Source organism: Acinetobacter sp. 24-47-62 (genome assembly GCF_056779765.1).
In genome coordinates this window covers 22,624-46,491 of the sequence record NZ_JBWYIN010000016.1, presented here as the reverse complement: position 1 = coordinate 46,491, position 23,868 = coordinate 22,624, and the positions used below count along the sequence as shown (strand labels likewise).

General features: G+C 38.6%; 19 protein-coding genes. 9 read left to right on the top strand and 10 right to left on the bottom strand.

Features of this window, described 5'->3' with window-relative positions:
* Positions 1-148 precede the first annotated feature (148 nt).
* Complete coding sequence (locus tag AC1M87_RS12850; protein WP_481593918.1) at positions 149-1,771, top strand: inorganic phosphate transporter; 1,623 nt, start codon at positions 149-151, stop codon at positions 1,769-1,771.
* Between the two features lie 74 nt (positions 1,772-1,845).
* Here AC1M87_RS12850 and AC1M87_RS12845 read toward each other — a convergent pair whose 3' ends face one another.
* The 3 genes from AC1M87_RS12845 to AC1M87_RS12835 form a co-directional block, all read right to left on the bottom strand.
* Positions 1,846-3,387, bottom strand: a complete 1,542-nt coding sequence (locus AC1M87_RS12845) for a hypothetical protein (protein WP_481593917.1) — start codon at positions 3,385-3,387, stop codon at positions 1,846-1,848.
* Between the two features lie 159 nt (positions 3,388-3,546).
* Complete coding sequence (locus tag AC1M87_RS12840; protein WP_481593916.1) at positions 3,547-4,500, bottom strand: ABC transporter substrate-binding protein; 954 nt, start codon at positions 4,498-4,500, stop codon at positions 3,547-3,549.
* 154 nt (positions 4,501-4,654) lie between these two features.
* A complete protein-coding gene (locus AC1M87_RS12835) occupies positions 4,655-5,272 on the bottom strand; it encodes a rhomboid family intramembrane serine protease (RefSeq protein WP_481593915.1) in 618 nt (205 codons plus the stop codon).
* 159 nt (positions 5,273-5,431) lie between these two features.
* Between AC1M87_RS12835 and nfuA the strand changes: the two genes are divergently transcribed.
* The 3 genes from nfuA (at position 5,432) to AC1M87_RS12820 (ending at position 9,892) form a co-directional block, all read left to right on the top strand.
* Positions 5,432-6,070 (top strand): Fe-S biogenesis protein NfuA, encoded by a 639-nt coding sequence (gene nfuA / locus AC1M87_RS12830; protein ID WP_035269609.1) that lies wholly within the window; start codon positions 5,432-5,434, stop codon positions 6,068-6,070.
* Between the two features lie 223 nt (positions 6,071-6,293).
* Positions 6,294-8,552, top strand: coding sequence for a TonB-dependent receptor domain-containing protein (locus tag AC1M87_RS12825; RefSeq protein WP_481593914.1), 2,259 nt, complete (start codon positions 6,294-6,296; stop codon positions 8,550-8,552).
* Positions 8,553-8,620: 68 nt separating this feature from the next.
* Positions 8,621-9,892 carry a class I SAM-dependent methyltransferase gene (locus AC1M87_RS12820; RefSeq protein ID WP_481593913.1) on the top strand — a complete coding sequence of 424 codons (1,272 nt, stop codon included), beginning with the start codon at positions 8,621-8,623 and terminating at the stop codon, positions 9,890-9,892.
* A gap of 28 nt (positions 9,893-9,920) precedes the next feature.
* Here the strand turns inward: AC1M87_RS12820 and AC1M87_RS12815 are convergent, their stop codons facing one another.
* Entirely contained in the window at positions 9,921-10,922 is a 1,002-nt protein-coding gene (locus AC1M87_RS12815) for a hypothetical protein (RefSeq protein ID WP_481593912.1), read from the bottom strand.
* 17 nt (positions 10,923-10,939) lie between these two features.
* A complete protein-coding gene (locus tag AC1M87_RS12810; RefSeq protein ID WP_481593911.1) occupies positions 10,940-11,950 on the bottom strand; it encodes an alpha/beta fold hydrolase in 1,011 nt (336 codons plus the stop codon).
* A gap of 321 nt (positions 11,951-12,271) precedes the next feature.
* Here AC1M87_RS12810 and AC1M87_RS12805 point away from each other — a divergent pair, with 321 nt between their 5' ends.
* Complete coding sequence (locus AC1M87_RS12805) at positions 12,272-12,886, top strand: carbonic anhydrase (RefSeq protein WP_035266649.1); 615 nt, start codon at positions 12,272-12,274, stop codon at positions 12,884-12,886.
* Positions 12,887-12,962: 76 nt separating this feature from the next.
* On the opposite strand, the gene AC1M87_RS12800 is transcribed toward AC1M87_RS12805, so the two are convergent.
* Positions 12,963-13,607 (bottom strand): arylesterase, encoded by a 645-nt coding sequence (locus tag AC1M87_RS12800; RefSeq protein WP_481593910.1) that lies wholly within the window; start codon positions 13,605-13,607, stop codon positions 12,963-12,965.
* Positions 13,608-13,648: 41 nt separating this feature from the next.
* Here AC1M87_RS12800 and AC1M87_RS12795 point away from each other — a divergent pair, with 41 nt between their 5' ends.
* Positions 13,649-14,362: an ABC transporter ATP-binding protein gene (locus AC1M87_RS12795; RefSeq protein ID WP_373683294.1), complete on the top strand. Its 714-nt coding sequence runs from the start codon at positions 13,649-13,651 to the stop codon at positions 14,360-14,362.
* Entirely contained in the window at positions 14,359-16,845 is a 2,487-nt protein-coding gene (locus AC1M87_RS12790) for an ABC transporter permease (protein WP_481593909.1), read from the top strand. Before AC1M87_RS12795 ends, AC1M87_RS12790 begins: the two co-directional genes overlap by 4 nt.
* Before the next feature lie 31 nt (positions 16,846-16,876).
* On the opposite strand, the gene AC1M87_RS12785 is transcribed toward AC1M87_RS12790, so the two are convergent.
* The gene (locus AC1M87_RS12785) at positions 16,877-17,689 is read right to left on the bottom strand and encodes a rhomboid family intramembrane serine protease (protein ID WP_180027980.1); all 813 of its coding nucleotides are present in this window, start codon (positions 17,687-17,689) and stop codon (positions 16,877-16,879) included.
* A 76-nt stretch (positions 17,690-17,765) separates the two neighbouring features.
* On the opposite strand from AC1M87_RS12785, the gene mtgA reads away from it, so the two are divergent.
* A complete protein-coding gene (mtgA, locus tag AC1M87_RS12780) occupies positions 17,766-18,440 on the top strand; it encodes a monofunctional biosynthetic peptidoglycan transglycosylase (RefSeq protein WP_035266660.1) in 675 nt (224 codons plus the stop codon).
* A 124-nt stretch (positions 18,441-18,564) separates the two neighbouring features.
* On the top strand, positions 18,565-20,643 hold the full coding sequence (gene ppk1 / locus AC1M87_RS12775) for a polyphosphate kinase 1 (RefSeq protein WP_035266707.1): 2,079 nt from the start codon (positions 18,565-18,567) through the stop codon (positions 20,641-20,643).
* Between the two features lie 51 nt (positions 20,644-20,694).
* On the opposite strand, the gene oxyR is transcribed toward ppk1, so the two are convergent.
* The 3 genes from oxyR to AC1M87_RS12760 all read right to left on the bottom strand — a co-directional run bounded on the left by oxyR (position 20,695) and on the right by AC1M87_RS12760 (position 23,792).
* Positions 20,695-21,600 carry a LysR family transcriptional regulator OxyR gene (oxyR, locus tag AC1M87_RS12770; RefSeq protein WP_179997701.1) on the bottom strand — a complete coding sequence of 302 codons (906 nt, stop codon included), beginning with the start codon at positions 21,598-21,600 and terminating at the stop codon, positions 20,695-20,697.
* A gap of 16 nt (positions 21,601-21,616) precedes the next feature.
* Positions 21,617-22,552, bottom strand: a complete 936-nt coding sequence (locus AC1M87_RS12765; RefSeq protein WP_092766881.1) for an alpha/beta fold hydrolase — start codon at positions 22,550-22,552, stop codon at positions 21,617-21,619.
* Between the two features lie 61 nt (positions 22,553-22,613).
* Positions 22,614-23,792, bottom strand: coding sequence for an NAD(P)/FAD-dependent oxidoreductase (locus AC1M87_RS12760; RefSeq protein WP_481593908.1), 1,179 nt, complete (start codon positions 23,790-23,792; stop codon positions 22,614-22,616).
* Between the last annotated feature and the right edge of the window lie 76 nt (positions 23,793-23,868).

Below are 23,868 nucleotides of genomic sequence, written 5' to 3'. Positions count from 1 at the left end.
TTGTTAAATTTTGAATATTGGTTGTTTTTAAAGTTTAATTTTCTTAAATAAGTGTCGTTTGGATGACTTATATGACAGCTCTTTGTCATATAATTGTAATAATTAAATTGAACAATAGAGGGGATATTTATCCTCTTTCTCTGCTTGCATGAATTCTAATCAAACTCCAGTTTCAGATTCAGCACAATCGTCAACGCCTATGCAGTCGACGAATGTTCACGTGCCAACGCCGAAATTCTTTATGCCAGTGTTCCTTACACTGATTGTTTCAACCTTGATTTACATTGGTTTTCAGTTGGCTGCTGATTTATCTCATGTGCCTGCTTTAAATCTTTATGCTGTGATCATGTTGGCCACGGCATTGTTTATCGCATTGGGTTTCGAGTTCGTTAACGGTTTCCATGACACGGCCAATGCTGTGGCAACAGTTATTTATACCAACGCTTTATCTGCACCTGTCGCTGTAATGTGGGCAGGCTTCTGTAACTTCCTTGGCGTAATGGTCGCAAGTGGTGCAGTTGCCTACGGTATTATCGCGCTATTGCCTGTTGAATTGATTATGAACGTCGGTTCAGGTGCTGGTTTTGCCATGGTCTTTGCCATGTTGATTGCCGCAATCGTATGGAACTTAGGAACTTGGTTCCTCGGTATCCCTGCTTCTAGCTCGCATACACTGATCGGTTCAATTTTAGGTGTGGGCATCATGAACTACATCTTAAACGCAGGTAATGGTGCGTCAGGTGTAGACATGGAACAGGTGATGAAAGTGGGTAAAGCACTTTTATTCTCACCATTAATCGGTTTTGCATTTGCGGCTGTATTGTTCTTATTGGTTAAAAAAATCTTTAAGAAACAAGTGGAATTATTCCAACCACCAGAAGGGAATAAACCGCCGCCGCCACTTATTCGTGCCATTTTGATTTTCACGTGTACCGGTGTAAGTTTTGCACACGGCTCAAATGATGGTCAAAAAGGTATGGGTCTGATTATGTTGATTCTGATCGGGATCGTGCCTTTGGCATACTCTTTAAACAAGAGTCTAGATCAACAACATATCCAAACGTTTGGTCAGTTATCTGCTCAAACTGCAGATTTGATTTATCCAAATCACCAAGATATTCCAGATGAAAAAGCGCGTCAAATTATCACGTCATATATCCAAACCAAAGAAATCACACCTGAGGTTGTGCCAGCTTTGGCAAGCTTAACGGATCATTTAGGTGAAAAAGTAGGAAGCTACACATCCATTAAAGATGTTCCTGAAGATCAAGTGGCTGAATTCCGTAATGATATGTACCTCAGCACGACTGCATTCAAGCGTTTAGATAAAGCTGAAGCTTTACCTGCCATGACTGAAGCGCAAGAAAAAACAGTGGACAACTACCGTGATAACTTAGATTCATTCCTGCAATACATTCCAACATGGGTGAAAGTTGCGACTGCATTGGCATTAGGTCTAGGGACGATGGTAGGCTGGAAACGTATTGTTGTTACCGTTGGTGAGCGTATTGGTAAACAACACATGACTTATGGTCAGGGGATGTCTGCAGAGTTAGTTGCAATGTCAACGATTGCTACTGCTGATGGCTTTGGTATGCCAGTGTCAACAACACACGTTTTAAACTCTGCTGTAGCAGGTACGATGGTTGCGAATAAGTCGGGCTTAAATTTCCAAATGGTTCGCACAATCTTATCAGCATGGATTTTCACACTGCCAGCAACAATCTGTTTGTCAGGTGGTTTATTCTGGTTGTTCCTTCAGTTCACCTGATTGAAATAAATACTTAAAGACTAAAAAAGCGCTGAACAATCAGCGCTTTTTTTATGATCAATTGTTTATGTCGCTTATTTTTGGAATTTAGACAAAAGTTTTTTCAAGGGGAGTTTTTCTTCAGCAAAACCATATAATGCGGCAAATGGTAGGGCGGTGCGTGCGAGATATGCTACACGCCATAATCCACCATGATTAGCACCATGCATGATTAAGTCTAATGGATGATTGAGGGCGATGTCAGGATTGGCAACCGACTGTGGGTTTCTCAAATCATGAATCCACAACGCAGCCATAATCGCATTGGTCGTCGCGGGTTCAAATGCTTCAACATCAAACAAATTGGCACCATTGAAAGCAGCTTTTAATAATGGGTTTTTGGTTACCGAATGTGTAGTGGTCGATGGAGCAATATTAATGCTGACACGTTGACCTTGTGACCGTGCTAACGTAGCGCGCCATTGTTGAATCCTTTTCGCCAACGCATAATTTGGACCTTGTTCAACCACAAGACAGTCGCAGATCCCATACTGTTTATCATGACATTGGAATAAGCGTTCTTCGTTTTGTTTGAAAAAATAATCACGAGAGACAGTCGAAATACTCTTGGACAGAATATTTTCAAGTTTAGAGCGTGATTTAAACTTATCTAATCCACCTTGAATAACTTCCTGTGGTACAGCGTAGACGTCAGTGGGCGTACACATATACATTAAACTGGTATTGGATTTTTGTTGGCTGACATGTTGCATAATGGCGTCCATCGCCATAGAAACACGAACGTGCTTTTCGCCATCTAAATAGGCAATCGCGGCAAGATCTAAGTCTTGATCAAACTGGGTGAGCCAATGTGCAATCTCAGGGGTATCTGTTAATAAGTTAACGCCTAAACGCTCTGCAGCTTCACGTATAGATGCAGATGAATCTATTGATTCGACACTTGGAGCGTATAAGGTCGCATTGCCTTGCAGAACAGTATTCAAAATCTTTGTCCATACTCGCTCATGATTCAAATCAAGCGCCACGATATTGGCTTTCCATTTCGCCAGCCAAGGTAAAGGTCCTGCTTCAGAAGCTGCACCAAACAGCACCATTGTTCGATCCGAAAGGTCAAACCACTCTGGATGCTGCACACACGCTTGTAGTGCCTGAGCATGTGATGCTTCTATAATACCTCGGTCTAACCAAAGTTGAATTTGCTCGAGTAGGGCTTGACCTTCTAAATTTTTACCCTGATAAGGTACAAACCATTGTGGCTCAGCAGTAGAGTTTCCTTGAAGTGTGTAGGTATTTAAATCTTTTGATTTAAGATTCATCACTTCATTCAATGTGTGTGTATGTTGATCACGTTGAAAACTAAACTCTTCATAAGCTTGTTGAAGTCCATCTTGAGCGATGCGCAGCGCAGCTTCAGGTGATGAGAGCCCACATTCTACCAACCGTTTAAAATGAATCGGATAGGATTTGCGCCAATTCTTTTCATTGATAACTGCATCAGCGTATTCTGGCTGAATCTGTTGTAATGCCGCACTGACGATGCGTTGGCCTGATTTTGAACTGCTGGGTTTAGAGGACGTGTTAGAGGAAAATTGTAAACCATCAGGTTGATTAGACATGCAAAAAATCTCAAAAAAAAATGAATAAATTCGCGGATGCCTACATTATCCTGACAAAATTAATGATCTAGGTGGCATTAATTACCAGATATTGATTGAATTATTACGAGATATTTCTAAAAAAAGGAAGCCGAAGACTTCCTTTATAAATAAAATCAATTATTTAGTATTTTTTATGCCATTGATCAATTCTTCTAACATAAATGCAGTGTTATCTAAGCCAGCGCCCGTTAAATACCAGGCATCGGCATCAACAAAGATGACACGATTCTCTTTGACTGCCTGACTATTCTTGAGTAATGGATGTGATTGAATATGTTGTTTCGCAGCATAGTTTTGCGTGTTTACAGCACCACGGTCTAACACAATGATGAAATCAGGATTTTGTTTTATTGCTTGTGCTAGACGCTCTAAATTGCGTTGCGCGGCAGCAAGAGCTTCTGGTGAGTTTGGAGCAGGTCGAGCACTTGAGGCTTGAGGTGCTGCAGACGGCACCACTGACTTTAAGCCAGAAATATCATAGGTAAATCCAAATCTTTCATTCTTTGCATGCGGTATAAAATTATCACCCATGGCAAAAAGCATCAGGCCGGATTTGCCTTTAGTGAGTTGTTTAAGTTGTGCTTGAAGGGCATAGACATGATCTAATTTAGATTGTGCGAGTTGTTCCTTATTAAACATTTTTGCTAAAAAAAGTGTGCGATTTTTCAGGTCTTGATTGAAGTTTTGAGTATCAGGCCAGAGGTTGATTGCAGGTGCAATTTTTTTGACCTCATCTAATTTCGCGGCAGAACGCCCGCCGACAATGATGAGATCTGGCTTTTGTTCTCTTAATAAGGTTTGGTTGGGTTCAAATAAAGATCCAGCTTTTAAATATTGTTTGTCATTAAATTTTTTCAAAGCACCAGCAAAAGTAGTTTCAGGTACGATCGACGCCTGAATACCTAAAGCATTCAGTGTATCCAACGCGGATAATTCGTACACAGCCAGCTTCTGTGGTGTATTTTGCAGCTGAATAGTTTGATCTTGATAAGTGAATTGAACAGGTTGAGCATATGAAACAACGGCACTGAATGAAAGAATGAGTGCCAATGGAAGTTTAATGTAAGTCATATCAATACCTCGAGGTTTGATAAAAGCTTACCATGAATATATAAATGATAATCATTATCATTGTTGAATTTGTGTTTTTATCTTCTTACTAGTATCTACTTTGAATTGAAGGGTATTTATGCGGAGTGTTTTAATCCTCCGCAAGGATTAAGAATTAAAAAGGTAGTTGAAGCAACTTGCTGAAGAAATGTGGAATAATTTGAGGTTCAATCAATATCGTAACCACGACACCGTAGGCTGCACCCCATAAATGTGCGCTGTGGTTGATGTTACTGTTTCCACGTTTACCTGACCAAATACTATAAGCAACATAAAGCACGGCAAAAATAATGGCTGGAACTGGAATAAAGAAGACAAATATCAGTTTCCATGGCTGAAATAAAATATAAGCAAACAAGACTGCTGACACTGCTCCAGAAGCCCCTAGACTTGCCCAGCGGTGATCATTTTTATGTTTTAAATAGCTTGGAATAATTGCCGCGATTAAACCGCCTAAATAGAACAGAACAAATCCGAGTTCATATAAGTATTGTCGATAAAAACTCTCAATTACACTTCCAAAGAAAAAGAGTGTGATCATATTGAACAGTAGATGTGTTCCATCTGCATGTATAAAACCATGCGTGATAAATCGATCGTATTGACCTTTCTGCATGGCTGGAGGCCAAAAAATCAAACGATTCATAATATTTTGATTGGAAAATGCAACCAGTGAAACGGCAACCGTAATTAAAACGATGGTGACAGTATGATTAAAAGGTAAATCAAGCATATGGATAAGATTGAATAAATTGCTTTAATTCTGTTCATCATGCCATTTTTTTAAATTTAATTGTTATTAATATAATAATTCTGACAAATTTAGTTGAATTTTAAATATTACCCCCGATCTTCAGTTAAAATAGAGTCTTCAGCTTGAGGAAAAATTGTTATGTCGACTGAGAACACCAGCACTGCAGTTGCTGAAGAAATTCCAAATTTATTAATTACACCAACTGCGCAAGAGTATTTGTTTGAACTTTTAGAGAAGCAAAATACTCCTGGTATCGCGGTACGTGTTTTCGTAGAACATCCGGGTACACCACGTGCTGAATGCTGCATGGCATATAGTGCACCAGATGAAGTCGTTCCAACCGACTATAAACAAGAATATCCAAAATTTGCTGCATATATTGATACACCATCAATCCCATACTTATTGGATGCAGTGATTGATTACAACAAAGATCGCTTTGGTGGTCAGTTGACTTTCCGTGCACCTAACTCGAAAGTGCCACGTGTAGGTCCAGATGCATCCATTGAAGAACGTATAACCTATGTATTACAGTCAGAAATTAACCCTGGTTTAGCAGGGCATGGTGGAAACTGTGCATTGGTTGAAGTGGTTGAAGATGCTGAGCATGGTTTAACAGCGGTCTTGAAATTTGGTGGTGGCTGTCAAGGGTGTTCAGCGATTGATGTGACACTTAAACAAGGTGTTGAAGTTACGCTAAAACAGCATATTCCAGAGTTACAACGTGTCGTGGATCAAACAGACCACAGTCAATCTGAAGGCGCTTATATGAAATAAGTCGCCTTTAAATTTACAAAAGCAGATTTGAAAAGCTCCCATTAAAAGGGGGCTTTTTTTTATTGAAAACTGAATAAAATGAGTAATATCAATAAAATTGAAATGTAAAAACAAAACTATAAATGAGAATAGTTATCATAATCTATTGCAAAGTGATTATCATTTGTTACAATGCGACACAATTCGAACAAGATCTCTCCACACATTCTTTGGTAATTACACAATGCAAAAGACATTTTTAAAATCTAAGTTAGCGTTTGCTGTCTTAACCACCATGTCGGTTTCAAGTTTTGCACAAGAGCAAATTGGTCAAGATACTAATGCAAAACAAGATACAACTAAGTTAAAAACAATTGTTGTAACTTCAGCGAGTGGTTATGAGCAAAATATAGCGGATGCTGCTGCTACGATTTCAGTGATTACTGCCGAAGAATTAGAAAAAAAATCTTATAGTGATGTAACTGATGCATTGAAAAATGTTCCAGGTGTATTTGTACAAGGCGGTGGAACGAACCAGACGATCTCCATTCGGGGTATGGGATCAGCTTATACCCTATTTTTAGTAGATGGACGTCCAATGAATGATGGTAGTCTTTTAACAACAAATGGGGGGGTTCAAGGAGCATCAGTAAACTTCTTACCGCCAATAGAATCGATTGAACGTATTGAAGTGATTCGAGGCCCGTCATCCTCTCTATATGGTTCTGATGCAATGGGTGGTGTAATTAATATCATTACTAAAAAGCATCAAGATCGTTTGACTGCAAGTATTCGAACAGAATATATCAAAGCTGGTAAATCGAATGACGTTAACAACGACGCAACCAATACCAGCTTGTATGTAAATGCGCCATTAATTGATAAGCTTCTTTCAGTCCAAGTTACGGCTGGTCTTCAAACAATTGAAGAAAGCTCATTACAAAAAAATACAGCCGAAACAGGTGAGAGTGAACCAGATTTTCAAAAAACAAATCTAGGTACAAAGTTTGTTTTTACACCAGATGAAAAAAACACACTCACTGCTGAATATGTAAGAACTCAACAAGAGCGTACACACAATCCAGGTAAAAGTTATACCCAGTATGTTTCAGTAACGGGTCCTAAAGTTGATATTGATGGTAAAGATTTCGTTCTATCTAATGGAAATTATTATCCAGCATATAATACGAATAATCGTAATGATGATGGTGAGCTAATCTATCGTTCAGATGTCGTACCGAATACAGGGACTTACTCCGAATTAGAAAAAAATAATTTTAGTCTTACTCATGATGGTGATTACGACAATCTAAAACTTACTTCTTACTTGCAATATGATAAAGATAAAAATAATGCAATTACAGGACGTACTGTGGGTAAAGTTCAAAATCCAGGGGGGATTTTATTTGAGACTATCACAGCCAATACACAAGGAACGTACTTTTTCGAAGATCATAGCCTGACCATTGGCGGGCGATATTTAAAAGAAAATCTTGAAGATGGTACAAGTAACCAAAATGCAGCGATGGCTGGTAAAGTCACTAAAATGGATCGATATCAATGGTCTATTTTTGCAGAAGATACTTGGAATGTCAGTGATAAGTTAGCACTAACCTTAAGCGGTCGTTTCGATGAAAATGAGTTTTTTGGTGATAATTTCAGTCCAAAGGCATATGCAGTTTATAAAGCTACAGACAACGTGACTTTAAAAGGAGGGGTAATCTCAGGTTATAAAGCGCCGAGCTTACGTAATTCTTCTCCAGATTACATGCTGAACTCAATGGGCGGGGCAATTATGCCAAACCCAAATTTAAAGCCAGAAACCAGTTTAACGTATGAAACAGGTTTTGCATTCACTCATCCTGAATTGGGTTTATCTGCAAGTCTTATGGTCTATCAAACTGACTTTAACGATAAAATTACTCGATCTGGTCGTTTAGATGGTAGTCGACTTCCCCCAAAAAATGACGGTGAGCCGCCTTACACTCAATCTGAAATTAATGATTTCGTTGATAGTAGTGCTTTTTATCAGTCCAACCCTAATCTGCCATATAACGCAAATGGTTATACACTCAACTATAACATTGATAAGGCCGAAATTAGAGGGCTTGAACTGACCACAGATTACAACATCACAGATTACTTAAAATATAGACACTCTTATACATTCACAGATAGTGAGCAAAAATCTGGACAGTATGAAGGTAAACCATTGAATAATTTGCCTAAACATATGTTTAATGCAGGCTTGGATTGGGACTTTAATGATCAATTGTATTTATGGACTCAATTGAATTATCGTGGCAAAACAGTGGGTGATACCGATGGAGATAAAACACCAGCTTATACATTTGTAGATGTTGGAGCTGTATATAAGTATAGTGACCAATTCCAGCTATCTACTGGTGTATATAATGTTGCAAACAAAAATGTACTGAAAGATGGAAATGATTGGGTGCTTGATGGTCGACGTTACAGCTTTGCCTTGAATTATAAGTTTTAATGTCTTGTGCTTGGAGTGAGAGAGAATCTCACTCCAAGCTTTGAATAGTCGAGTTTAGAAGGAAAATAATGAAGCGCGTCGATGGCTATGTGGTTGACACCATCTATCCTATGTTTTTTTATCCAGAGATGCAGCCAATTTGGCTGAGTACAATCAGCCAATTTCAAGGTTATATAGCGCCAGATATATCTCAAAATTTTCGATATTTAGAGTTAGGTTGTGGTTGTGGTCTTAACTTAATTGTGGCAGCAATTGCAAATCCGCACGCTGAGTTTGTCGGAGTGGATTTTAATGACAAACACATACAACGAGCTACAGAGCTTGCTCAATCCTTACAGTTAAGCAATATAAGATTCTTAAATATAGACTTTGAAAAATTTAACAAAAATAATAATGAAGTGTTTGATTTCATTGTCTGTCATGGAGTGTATTCTTGGGTTTCTGAACACAATCAATATTTTATTAGGCAGATTCTAGATAAATCTTTAAAGGACCAAGGGCTATTCTATTTACACTATATGTGCTTTCCTGGATCCGCTACTTTACAGCCTATTCAAAAAATCTTTAACTTGGTTGATAAAAATACTTCTCAGCAATCTGCTCAAAGTATTGAATTGTCTACAGCACTAGTGAGTGAATTAAATCGGAGAGGCGCTTTTATTGGATATGACAAAATACAAGGAATTGTGAATACATTAAAAAATGATACCAATTATCTCGCTCACGAACTTTTAACTGATTATTGGCAACCCCTTTATAGTGTAGATGTACATGAGATTTTAAAGATCGAAGCTGATCTATCATATATTGGTAGTGCAGTTCCAACTGAAAACTTAGATTCGCTTAGCATTCCAATCGACTTGCAACAGTTGATATCAGATGTGAATATTTCGAATACAAAAGAGTATCTAAAAGATATTGCTCGGGATTCAAAGCAACGTATGGATTTGTTTCAAAAAAAATCAGTGAATTACCGTTTTGAAGACCATTTAGGAATTTTACATAAGATTAGATTAGATCTTATTCTTAACAATCAGCGATTGGATAATATTAATTTAAAAACATCGATTGGCCCAATTCAAGCTCCGAAGGAGGTGATCAGTGCCATCATTGAAAGTTTAAGAACAGGTTCTAAAACTGTTCAACAGTTACATCACCTTCCTTGTTTTCAGCAAAATTTAAAACTACTTGTTGAGAGTATATTTTTATTGATGAATTGCCATTATATCTATCCTATAAGCGAGCATAGAGAATCAAAGGACGTACGTAAAATAGAACGCCTCAATTCATGGCTGAGTGAGCATCAAATTCAGATTCAAATACCGACGACATATTTCTAATAAACCGCTCTAAGGAGCGGTTTTATAATTAAGATGTGAGAATACTTAGTGCAGATTCAGAATAGTAGAATTTTTCAAGATATACACGTGCACGTTGTTTAAGGTGTTCACTAGAAATCATATGCTTAATTACGGGGCAGAGTAGAGCAGTTAATTCATTTTGAACAAGGCTTTCGTTGATATTGATATCTTGTATGATCTGATCAAAAGAGCGGTCTTGATTATGGCAATACCACGTGTAAATACCATCGTGTACTTGTTGCTTTAGATATTCAGTTTGACGGAGGTTGTCCCAAATATCATGTCCCATTGCCACAGTATTTGGTAGATCATTGATTTCAACATAGTTTTTAACAGCAGAGAGTGGGACTTGCTTTATTTTGTGCCAAAGATTGGCTTGAAAGTGGTATAGCTTATTATCATCAAAGTGTTGGTTAATCACTTGTTCGCTAATTTGACTGATCTTGATAATATTTTTTTGAAGATAATGTTTGACCGTATCATCAAGATTGGAATCAGTGACACTTTCAAGAACTGATTTCCCCATTTTCATAAAGCGGCCGACACCGGGTACTTTTTTATTCATCACTGAATTATCAATATAATCCTGAATAGAATGATGGATTAACTCGGTGAGCATACTCGAAAATGCGGGATTGTTCACAATACGTTTAATTAGAGCTTGGCGGTGAGCACTTTTAGATGAAATATAAAGTGCAATTCGATCAATGGTGTGAACCGAGATAATATCTTCGATTTGAGTCGTTTCATTAAGCGGGTGAACCAACGCAAATCGAATATGCTCCGCAATCTGTTGAATGAGAGAATCAGTTGCAGGTGTATTTAGAATTTGTTTTTGAAGCAGTGCATTAATCGCCTCGAAAGACCAAATTTGCTTTAAAGGTTGTTTTCTAAACCATTGATAAAAATATAAAAATTCATTTTCAATGGTGTCATCTTGAGAGAATTCATGATCAAGAAATGCCAAATGTGCCTCAATCAACTGTTCGATTTTAGGATTTTTTTCCATGAAAATTCTCAATATCCTTAATTTGATGATGACGTTTTAACGGTATTCATCTTATTTAAAAAACTTAAGTAATGTTGCGCCACAAGATCAGGTCTTTCTACGATAGGTGTATGACCAATTTGATCTAATAGAATAGGGGGATGTGCTTTTTTTAAGGCGGTCCCTAATTCATGTGCAACTTCAACATTTACTATCTGATCTTGTTTTCCCCACAAATTCAATGTTTCAACCTCAATATTTTTTAACAATTGAGCAAATGATTCAACGGTGTACTGTTGATTGAGTTTAACAAGCTGATGAATCAACTCAGATGTATCCGCCGCGCGTTGAATAAGTGCTTGCTCTTGTTGTTTCTTGATTAAACTGGGTACGAAGGGAGCTTTATGCATGACTCTCCTAGAAACATAATTCAAGTCACCAGGTTGTGAGATTAAAAGCTGCTTTAAATAAATTGGGTTATTGAGGAAGAATGTTTTGTTGCTTCTGAATAATCCACCGGCACTGATCAGAAATAAACTTTTCATTTCTTGAGGATATTTAGCAGCATACATCAGTCCGATTGATCCACCGACAGAGTGACCCGCGAGATTAAGCTGGTTTTCAATGCGTAATGCTTCTGCAAAACGACGTAACTGTTCAGTCAGATGAGGAAGTGATAAGTCAAATCCTTTTGGTGTTAGCGTTTGTCCACTTCCAGGCAAGTCAACAATAATGACACGATATTGCTGTGTGAGATTCCGAGCGACATGATTCCAACTGTCTCGATTCATGCCTATACCATGAATGAGCAACAAGGCAGGTCGATCAGCAGGACCACCTTCGCTATAAGACCACACAACATCTCCGACGCGAATCGTTTTATTGGATAGTCCTGCCCAAGCACGTTCTTCATTTAAAACTTTTTGATAGTCGATAAATTCAACAGTATTTGCTTGGGTAGATGAGATACCGAGGCTGAGCATTAACGCGAGTAAAATGCAAAATAAATGTTGATGCTTTAATATGGGTAAAGGAAAATGAACAAACATGCAGGTGAAATCCCTTAAAACAGGGCGACATTATAATCAAGTGACTTTTATAAAGTAGTAGTTAAAAGTAAAAAAATAAATCCTATTTTTGTGATAATTGGTTCTCTATTTAAATAAGTTTTACTTCATAAACATAAATTTAAGCGCTGAATCAGCTGCTAAAGTGTTTCAATAAGGAATGATCATAATCATCAGATTTTAAGAAATTGAAGATATTTTTAGCAATTAACAAAAATTGTAACAGAGTTTAAATTTTGTCAGTGACAATCAAAAAGCACAGTATTAAAATTACCTCAAACCTTGATAAACCATGGATACAAGATGCTAACTGCACAAGAAGCTTTAGAACGTTTAAAAATTGGTAATCAACGTTTTGTTGAAGGTCAAACCAAGCATCAACGATTATTGACGCATCATGAGCGCGCTCAGATGGCTGAAACTCAAGAGCCATTTGCGATTGTATTAGGATGTTCTGATTCACGTGTTCCAGCTGAAATGGTTTTTGATCAGGGCTTAGGTGATTTATTTGTTATTCGTGTAGCAGGCAATATCGTAGCTCCATCTCAAGTTGGAAGTGTGGAGTTTGCAGCCGAAAGTTTTAATTGTCCTTTAGTGATTGTATTGGGTCATACACATTGCGGCGCAATCGACTCAACGATTGAAGCATTACGTAATCCTCAACAACCGCCATCTGTTAATTTGATGTCTATTGTCAATCGCGTACGTCCATCAGTCGAAATTTTAATGCAAACTGAGTTAAAAGATGATTTGAAAAAGCTTTCAGTACACGCGGTTCGCTCAAATGTTTTTGCTTCAGTTAACCAGTTGCGCCATGGTTCTGCGGTGTTGGAAAACTTGATTGCACAAGGTAAATTAAAAGTTGTAGGTGCAGAATACTCACTTGAAACAGGTGAAGTGACATTCTTTGACTTCTAATATCAGCATTTTAAAAAAGCCAGCTTAAGCTGGCTTTTTTATTGATTGGGATTTATGGATTTCTATGTCGATAACTTTATAGAGCGCCTTTAATATAAGGATATGCATTATTTAAGAGTTTGGATTGCGCTTGTTCATTGGGATGAATCAGATCTTTTTGCATGAGTTTATTATTTCCAGCAACACCTTCTAGAAAAAAAGGGAGCAACTTCACATTAAATTGCTGGCTCACAACCTTATAATTATTTTCAAAGGCTTTGCTATACGCTGAGCCGTAGTTTGGAGGAATCTTCATACCAAACATGAGGACTTTGGCATTAGATTTTTGGCTCAATTGAACTAATCGAGTGAGGTTTTGTTGAATCATTTTTGGAGGTTGACCTCGTAAACCGTCATTACCTCCCAATTCAATTACGACAATATCCGGTTTGTGTGTTTGAAGCAGTTTGGGCAAACGTGCTAATGCACCACTGGTTGTTTCACCACTGACACTTGCATTGACCACTCGATGTTGTTTCGGATACTGTTGATCAAGACGTTTTTGCAAAAGATTGACCCAACCTTTCTCGGTGGGCACGCCGTAACCAGCACTTAAACTATCACCAAGAATAAGGATAGTTTTTGCAAAGCTATTGATCGGTAAAAGAAACAGACAACTGCAGATAAATAAAAAGGCAGTTTTTCTCAACGTAACAATATTTAAACTTTGACTGATTTGCATAAAGGCTTTCTATGGTTCGTAATGACTCAACTTCTTCAATCATGCCACAAGCGTTAATTTCTGCACAGCAATTGACACAAACAATACAGATCCAACAAAAAAAGTTGACGATTTTTGAGAATCTAAATCTACAAATTTATCCTGGCGAGCAAGTCGCAATCACAGGCAGATCGGGTTCTGGAAAATCTACACTGTTGGGAATTCTGGCGACATTAGATCAGCCAAGTTCAGGAACATTGTCGATTAATGGTATAGCAGTTGAGCAATTAAGCGAAGAGCAACGCGCTCAAATTAGACTTGAAAATATTGGTTTTGTATTTCAATCCTTTCAGCTTTTACCTTCTTTATCTGCGCTTGAAAATGTTATGTTGCCGCTGAGAATTCAAAAGAATTTTGATTATGCCAAAGCAGAACAACAAGCCCTTTATTGGTTGAACAAAGTAGGTTTAGATCGTCAAAGTACTCAAACACCTAAAGTACTGTCTGGGGGAGAACAACAACGCGTAGCAATTGCACGCGCTTTAATTGCTGAGCCCAAAATTGTATTTGCGGATGAACCAACGGGAAATTTAGATGGGACGACAGCCCAGGAGATTGAACAGCTTTTATTTGATTTGAATCGGGAGCTGGGCACTACATTGGTTTTAGTCACCCATGATCAAAAGCTAGCACAAAAATGTGAGACGCATTATGAATTGATCGATGGTCAATTAGAAAAAGTGCAAGGCGCTTCAGCTTCTGGAGAGCGTGTATGAGTGCGCTATTCAAACCTTTGTTGAAGCAAAGTTTTGCTAGCACAGGGATTTATTTGCTCATTTTTGCATTGAGTCTCGCGATTAGTGCGACAACCGCTTTAAAGTTCAGTAATGATCAGATTCAACAAGCTGTTTCATTGCAGGCTGCTAAGCTTCAAGCTGCAGATCTAGTGTTGAGTGATCAATATCCGCTCAATGAAAAATTTAAACAGAAGGCGAACCAACTCAATCTACAACAGTCCCAAGTGACGGTTTTTGGTTCAATGGCACATACTGATGAACAATTTGTCATGGTGAATGTCAAAGCGATTGAGTCCAATTTTCCGCTACGTGGTGAACTCATTATTCAACCTGATCAAACTGCTATTCGGTCAGAAGAGGTATGGCTGAGTCAACGTGCTTTAGATTTATTAAATGTCAAAATAGGGGAGAGGGTTCAAATCGCAGATGCGAGTTTTACAGTCACAGGAGTCATTGAAAAGGATTCTAACCAAGAACTCGGATTTTCAGCCTTTTCACCTACAGTGATCATTTCACAATCTGATGTTGCGGCAACCAATGCGATTCAGCCTGGAAGTCGTATCGAATATCGTCTGCTTATGTCTGGTGAGCCGAATAGACTTAATGAGTTTACGGCTTATTTTGATCAGCTCTATCCTAAAAAAATGATTGAACCAAATGCAGATGATCAGCAAGCAATGGAAACCCAAAGCTCAATTCGCTTGAGAACTGCGGACGAGGCGAATACCCGCTTGATGCGTCCAATTGAAAATCTAGATACTTTTTTACAGCTTGCAAACATTCTTACAATTTTACTGTGCGGTATTGCAATTGCGTTGACCAGTCAACGGTACGTTCAACAAAATCAAGATCATGTTGCTTTGATGAGATGTATGGGGGCTGCAAAGTTCCAAATTCTTAAGAACTATATTGCATTGCTTATGATTGTCGTCGCAATTTCGATGTTCATCGGTACTGGATTGGGGATTGGTCTAGGCTATATTTTATTGCAGTTTATGTTGCAACTAATTCCGCATTTAGACATCCAATTTAGCTTGTTTGATTTGGTTTTGGGTCCTTTGCCGATTGCAATATTCACCAGTGTCATTGTGATGTTTGGATTTATTGTCCCAAGTTTGATGCAGCTCTTAAATACGCCTCCAATTCGTGTTATCCGTGAGGATGTTAAATCTACGCGTTCTCTCTTGACCTTATTGGGAGCGGGAGCTGTAAGTCTTATTTTATTTTGTATTTTGCTCACTCAAAATATACAGCTCTCATTGCTCGTTATCGGTACGATCCTCGCATTGTGTGCAAGTATGTTCAGCATAGTTTGGTTGCTATTAAAGATGATCAAATCTTTGAAAAATAGATGGTCAGCCTATGTACGTGTACCTAATCAAACAGCATTTCAAATTACTGCACTTGCATTAGGTCTGAGCCTGATTACAGTTCTTGTAGTATTAAGGACGGATCTATTAGATCGTTGGCAGCAACAGTTACCTGAAGGTACGCCAAATCAATTTATTTATGGTCTTCCTCCATTTGAAGTTGAGCAATTTAAAGCTCAGATCGAAAAAGAAGGTTGGCCAAGTACACCCTTGTATCCGAATATCCGCGGACGCCTAATTAAACATAATGGTCAGCCATTTTCGAAATCATTAAGAGCGCAAAATAACTCACTCAGAAGAGAGTTGAATTTGACTCAAGCTCAAGGCTATCCAGAAGATAATGTCATTGTCAGTGGACAGCCGCAATTGCAGCAGGTGGGAGATGTTTCTGTTGAGGCAAATCTTGCTGAAGAGTTAGGAATAAAAGTGGGTGATCAACTCAGCTTTAGCTTGCCAGAAGGCGAACTTCAAGCCAATGTTGTAAATTTAAGAACAGTCGAGTGGGAAAGCTTCAGTCCAAACTTTTTCTTCATTTTTGCACCGAATACGATGGATGAAAATGCTGGAAGTTATTTAGGAAGTTTTTTTGTACCTCAAGATGAAAAATCCAAGTTGGTCAATCTAATTCAGCAGTTCTCAAATACTGTATTTATCGATGTTTCCTTAATTTTAGATGAAATTAAGAATTTAGTATCTGTTCTAGTTCAAATTATTACCATTCTTGCGCTTCTCGTCAGTGTTTCAGGTTTTTTGGTGTTGATTGCTTGCATTAATTTATTGATGGATGAGCGAAAGCGAGAAGTCGCGATTTTAAGATCATTTGGCAGCTCAAAATCCAATTTGAAAAATATGCTGAGTTTAGAAATTGGATTTATCGGCTTTATGGCTGGCTTAGTATCGTGTTTTTTTGCTGAGGTCATCAGTGCGATCGCCAGTTATAAAATGGATCTCGCTATACAACCGCATTGGGAAATCTGGGTGATTCTACCCATGAGCATGATGATTTTATGTGCGCTGATTGGTCGTTATCGTTTAAGCTACTTAACTGAGATTCCTCCATTAAAAAGCTTGCGTGAACTTAATCAATCATAAAATTTATGAGGTCTAAAAAATGCAATTGGAATTAGTATGCCAATTGCATTTTCATTTGCTGCAACATTTCAGCCCAAATGGGTTGTATTCCGCTCACTAAGCCTAAGTTATATTGATACATGAGCCAACATAAGAAGATGCCTAGAGGAAGTACCACGATGGTAGTGATGAAGCCTAGTCTAAATCGTTGACCAATGTACCAACATAAAGCCATGACTGCACCCATCAACATTCCACCAATATGCGCTGCATTATTTATTCCAGGGATCATGAATCCCATAGCAATATTTAATGCCAAGATGATCAGTAGCGATTTACGATCAAAGAGAAATTGTTGTTGTGGTAAAGGGGGAAAAAGAGATAAGAGCGTTAAAGCACCACCTAAACCCATAACGGCACCTGATGCACCTGCGGATACACGTGGAAATAAATCATGATTGATATGCTCCAATAGCTCGTAACTATTCCTTATGTCAATCAGCCCACTGACCAAGCTTCCCATAATGCCTGCTAATAGATACAAGCCTAGAAAATAAACATGCCCAAGCGTTTTCTCAGCGACATTGCCAAAGAGATACAATGCCCACATATTGAGCATTAAATGAATAAGACCAAAATGAAAAAATGTACTGCTGAAGATTCGGAGGGGTTCCTCTAGATAAGTCAGCGGTGCATAATCAGCACCCCAGCGTAAAGCATCTATTGCTGCTGGGTTTGATACATCCACCCCGCTAAAGATTTGCCAGATAAAAAGTCCAACATTCAGTGTAATGAGTAAAAACGTAATCTGACTTAAGGGTAGACGTGATTGGTTTTGAAAATGGGGTGGTTGCATTTCAGTCATGTCATTGTATTCTGTGATAATGATATGGATTAAGGTCTAGCATGCACTACGCTAACAAAAGGAGCAACACACTGACATGAAAGCATTTATTGTTCGAACTTTATTGGTCATTGTCAGTATCATCCTTGTAATTCAACTATGGATTTTTTCAAGTCTTGCATGGTGGAGAACCAATGCTGTTGATACAACGATGCTCATGCGTTGGACATATTGGACCGACAGTTCGAAGCCTATTCAGCATCAATGGCGTGATTATGAGAATATCAGTGATCATCTGAAACGTGCGATTATTGCAGCTGAAGATGCTAAATTTATGCAACATCATGGCTTTGATTTTGACGGCATAAAACATGCTTTGGAAAGAAATAAAGAAAAAGAACAAGTGGTTGCGGGTGGATCTACCATTTCCCAACAATTATCCAAAAATCTATTTTTATTTAATAAGCGTTCTTTTTTACGTAAAGGACAAGAGGCTGTCGCTACTGTCATGATGGAGCGTATGTGGTCAAAACAACGCATTCTTGAGGTATACATGAACTCCATTGAATTTGGAGATCATATTTTTGGTGTGGAAGCTGCAGCACGTCATTATTTTGGAAAATCGGCAAGCAGTCTAACACGTGAGCAAGCCGCATTTTTGGCAGCGATCTTGCCGAATCCGCGTTATTATCAACACCACCGTCAAGATCGTAAACTCAAAAATAAACAGCGAATTATTTTGCGTTACATGAATGCTTCAAGAATTCCGTGAGATGTAATTGTCTAAAAAACTTTCGTGAGATCAAAAATGCACAGTGATCATGTGCATTTTTTATGAAATTGTCATAAATTTGAAGCATACTTAAGACAGATCTTTAGCATGCAGGTTTTGTGGTATGAATACCGCGATGACAAATACTCCAACTGAATATACTTATAATGAACGATATATCAATCGTGAACTTTCAATTTTAGATTTTCATCTTCGTGTTTTAGAACAAGCGGTTGATCCATTGCATCCATTACTTGAGCGAATGAATTTCTTATTGATTTTTTCAAGAAATATGGACGAATTCTTTGAAATTCGTGTTGCGGGTGTCATGGAGCAATTGGAGCTCGGTAATGAAAGCCGTAGTCCAGATGGGTTAACACCAAAGCAAGTTCTTGAGAAAATTTCACAGACTGCGCATGCTGCAATAGAGCGTCAATATCGTATTTTGAATGATGAAATTTTTCCAAAATTACGTGAAGAAGATATCTGCTTCTTACGTCGTGGAGAGTTGACACCTGCTCAATCCCAATGGATTAAAAAATATTTTCAGGAACAAGTTGCGCCAGTACTTACTCCAATTAGTTTAGATCCAGCACATCCATTCCCGCGTTTAGTCAACAAATCACTCAACTTTATCGTCACGCTAGAAGGCAAAGATGCTTTTGGACGACAGATTGATTTAGCCGTTGTCCCTGCGCCCCGTTCTTTACCACGTGTGGTTCGTTTACCTGACGAGTTAACCGATGGTAAAGAACACCACGTGATGCTGTCAGCGATTATTCATGAGCATGTCTCTGATTTATTCCCAGGAATGACTGCGACAGGTTGCTATCAATTCCGTGTGACGCGAAATGCGGATTTAGCCCTTAATGAAGATGTCGAAGATTTGGCAAAAGCATTAAAAGGGGAGTTAAACTCTCGTCGATTTGGACGTGCTGTCCGTTTAGAAGTGACAGAAAATTGCCCAAAACATATTTATGATTACCTTCTCAACGAATTCGACTTGCATGAAGAACAATTATATAAAGTTGATGGACCTGTGAACTTGGCACGTTTAGTGTCTAATTTTAAACGTCCGCATTTGAGATATGACTCACATACGCCGGTCATTCCTAAAGTATTAAAGAAGTCTGAAAATGTTTTTTCTGCGATGAAGAAACAGGACATTCTTTTACATCATCCATTCGAATCATTTGCTCCAGTTATTAATTTATTACGTGAGGCAGCACGAGATCCACAAGTTTTAGCGATTAAGCAAACATTATATCGAAGTGGGCCTGATTCTGAGATTGTTCAAGTGTTGGCTGAAGCTGCACGTAATGGTAAAGAAGTCACAGCTGTCATTGAACTTCGAGCGCGATTCGATGAAGAGTCAAATATTGCGGTAGCAAATGTTTTGCAAGAGGCTGGTGCTGTGGTGGTTTATGGCATCGTAGGCTATAAAACACATGCAAAAATGATTCTCGTTGTGCGCCGTGAAAATAATAAATTGGTTCGTTATGTGCACTTAGGTACAGGGAATTATCATGCAACCAATGCCCGGATCTATACCGATTACGGATTGATGACAACGGACAAAGAGCTTTGTGAAGATGTGCATCGTATATTCCAAGAGTTGACTGGAATGGGCAAAATGGCAAAATTGAAGAAATTACTTCATGCGCCATTTACGTTGCATACACAGTTAATTAGTTATATTGATGAAGAGATTGCTCACGCCAAAGCGGGTAAGCCAGCTCAGATTATTGTGAAAGTGAATGCGCTGACTGAAGTGCAACTGATTAATAAACTTTATGAAGCATCACAAGCTGGTGTGCAGATTGATTTAATCATACGTTCAATTTGTTGTTTAAGACCAGGTTTGCCAGGGCTTTCTGAGAATATCCGTGTGCGCTCTATCGTTGGACGATTCTTAGAGCACACACGTGTGTATTATTTTGGAAATGCAGGGCAACCACGACTGTATTGTTCAAGCGCAGACTGGATGGATCGTAATTTATTTAATCGTGTTGAAGTTTGTTTCCCTGTTGAGGATCCAACTTTGAGAAAGCACATTTATCAACATGGTTTATTGAATTATATGAAAGATAATCAACAAGCTTGGTTGTTAAATGGTGATGGAACTTGGTCACGTGCGCAATGCGATGAAGGTGAGACTCCTCATAATGCGCAACATAAATTGCTTGAACTCTTTAAATCTTAAATGATTTTTATAAAAAAAGGAGCCAAATGGCTCCTTTTTTGAGATGACTTATTAGCAAATATCAGCAGTAATGCGCTGTAGAATTTGTAAAAGGACATCAAATTCGCTTTGCAATGGCGTACTTTTACGTGTCACTAATGACAGAATGCGTGAAGGGGCATTCTCAATTGGTCGGATCACCAATTGATCATTATTTTTCAGCATATGTGTATTTACCGCAATCTGAGGTAGTAATGTAAAGCCCAGATTAGAACTCACCATTTCAACCAAGGTTGGTAATGAGCTCGCTTTAAGGCGATGATCATTTTTGCGTTCACCGATAGGGCATACACTTAAAGTATGGTCTCTTAAGCAATGACCTTCTTCAAGTAACATGAGGTGTGTCAAATCAAGATCTTCTAAAGATTTAGCTTGCGACGTTTTGTGGTCAGCTTTATTTGCAACTAAGTACAAACTCTCTTTCGCAACTTCAGCGACTTTTAAGCCACGTGTGTCGAATGGGAGCGCTAACATGATCATGTCTAAATTGCCATGTTCTAGCTTTTCAACCAAATGTTCACTCTGTGCTTCATGAAGATGTAGTTGAATTTTAGGCAGCTCTTTATGAACTTCTTCTAACAATTGCGACAAAATAAATGGTGCAATCGTTGGAATAATTCCTAAATGAAGATCACCAGTAAGTGGTTCGCTCATCTCACGGCTCAGTCGCATGAGATCTTGAGCATCAGCAAGAAGGACACGTGCTCGTGCAACCACTTGCTCACCGAGAGGGGTTAAACGTACATTTTGGCGATCACGTTCAACGAGAACGCCACCCAATAAACGCTCGAGCTCCATAATCCCGCCAGAAAGCGTAGACTGAGTAACGAATGAGCGACGTGCTGCTTCTGTAAAATGCAACGTCTCAGACAGAGTCACGAGATATGACAGCTGTCTTAGGGATGGTAATGCAGCCATAGTGTCCTAGTGTTTATCATTTAAAATGTTTTGCAAACAAACCACTCAGTTGTGGGATGAAATGCGCAGGAATATCATGCCCCATTCCTTCGATTAATTCAAACTTTGCACCTGATATTGCTTTTGATACTGCCTTGCCGTGGCTAAAAGGGAGTAGACGATCCTTTGAGCCATGTACAACCAGTGTTGGCTTTTGAATTTGCTTATCGATAGAAACTAATGAGCCTGTACATAATATTGCTAAAAACTGTTGAAGTACACCCGCGGGATGATAACTACGCTTATATAATTTACGCGCGTTTTGAATAACTTCCAATTGATTGACGTAACCAGGTGAACCAATCGTCTGAATGACTTTAATACTATGATTTACAATACCATCTTCATCATTCGATGCAGGGCGACCAATAAGACTAAATAATTGTTTTGGAAATGGTGGCGGAAGAAATGGCTGATTATTACTGGTAAATAATAATCCTAGTTTATCCACTTTTTCTGGATATTTTGCTGCCAATATCTGAGCGATCATTCCCCCCATTGATGCACCAATAATATGCGCTTTTTCAAGACCTAATCGTTCAATGAGTAACGCTACATCTTCAGCCATATCATATAAATTGTAAGGAGAGCCTTGATTTCCTAGACCAAAAGCAAATCGACCCATAAGTTTAAATGTATTGAGGCGAGGTCCCTTGTGCTTAATTTTTGTTGAGAGGCCAATATCTCGGTTATCGAAACGAATGACTCTGAAACCTTGGTCTATTAAAGATTTGCAAAAAAAATCTGGCCAAAAAAGCATCTGCGCACCCAGTCCCATGATGAGAATAATCGTAGGATGTTCAGCCTTGCCCCCAACTTCAATATGAAGGTCGATCCCATTGCCAAGACTCACTTTACTTTCTTGCATGAATGGAGCATAAGGTGAAACTTGATATTCTAGTGCGTTATTCATTTTTATTGTGTCCAAACTAAAAGGGTACTTTCATTTGAAAATACCCTAAATCTTTGAATAATTAAACGGCAGCTGGAATTAAATCTGGGACCAGTTTGGTCAATGTTAAACGTTGCTTCGCTGCTGTTGGTCCAAGTAGCACAAATCCACGAAGCGTTGATTCTTGGTCAAGTGCTTTAGCAATCATTCCGTCATCGAGTTCTTCAGTTTCCCAAGTTGCCTCTACACCTTGAGGTACAGGTAATACAGTCAGTGGTGCAGCAGGAGTTTTCACTGCAACTGGCATCGCTGGATAATGAACTTGTGTATTTTCACCAGACAATGTTTTGGCTAAAGCACGTGCTTGTTGCATAATTGGCATGACATACGGAAGCAGTAAACCATTTACTTCTGCACAATCACCTAATGCATAAATATCGGTTTTATTGGTTTCCATTAAAGTGTTAGTCACAATCCCACGGCTGGTATGGATTCCTGCTTCTTGTGCAACTGATGTATTGGGTTGCAGGCCAACAGCGGAAAGAACAACGTCAGCTGTAAAGCTCTGTCCATTTGTAAGCGTTACGGTATAGCTTTCGTCTGAGTTTTTACTTACACGATCTACGGTGGTGCTTAATGCAAACTGAATACCTGTTTCTTCAAGATTTTGCTGGAAAGCATGTGCGACGTGTTCTGGTAGAAGACGACCTAAAGGTTGTGGAGCAAGATCAATCACAGTCGCTTGATGACCTGTGTTCTGTAAATCGTTGGCAAACTCACACCCAATGAGGCCTGCACCTAAAATGACAACACGCTTGTCTTGTTTAAGGTCGAGCTTAGAGCGAAATTCACGATAATCAATCAGTGAGTTAACTACATGAATATCATCAGCGCCATCACCTGAAATGGCTAAACGAATAGGGTTAGCACCTACAGCTAATATTAATTTGCTGTATATAAGGTTTTCAGCTTGTCCATCTTTTGTGTAGGTCAATTGATGTTGATCTGCAGAAATTGAAGTTACAGTCGCATGATCAATAATTTGCATATTCAATTGCGCAGACATTTTCTCAGCATCACCTAAGGCAATTTGCTCTGGCGCTTTTTTACCTACAAGTGCATTAGATAAAGTTGGTTTTGCATAGTTCACCGCATCATCTGAGCAAATCATAACAAGTGCTTGTTCAGCATTCAGTTTGCGAAACTCTCGCGCTAATGTGTAACCTGCCATGCCAGAGCCAACAATGATGATCGGTTGCATAGTACTCTCCAATACTGATAATTTTTTTAGTAAATAAGAAAAAAGACCATATCAAAATGGTCTTTAAAGGAAATCT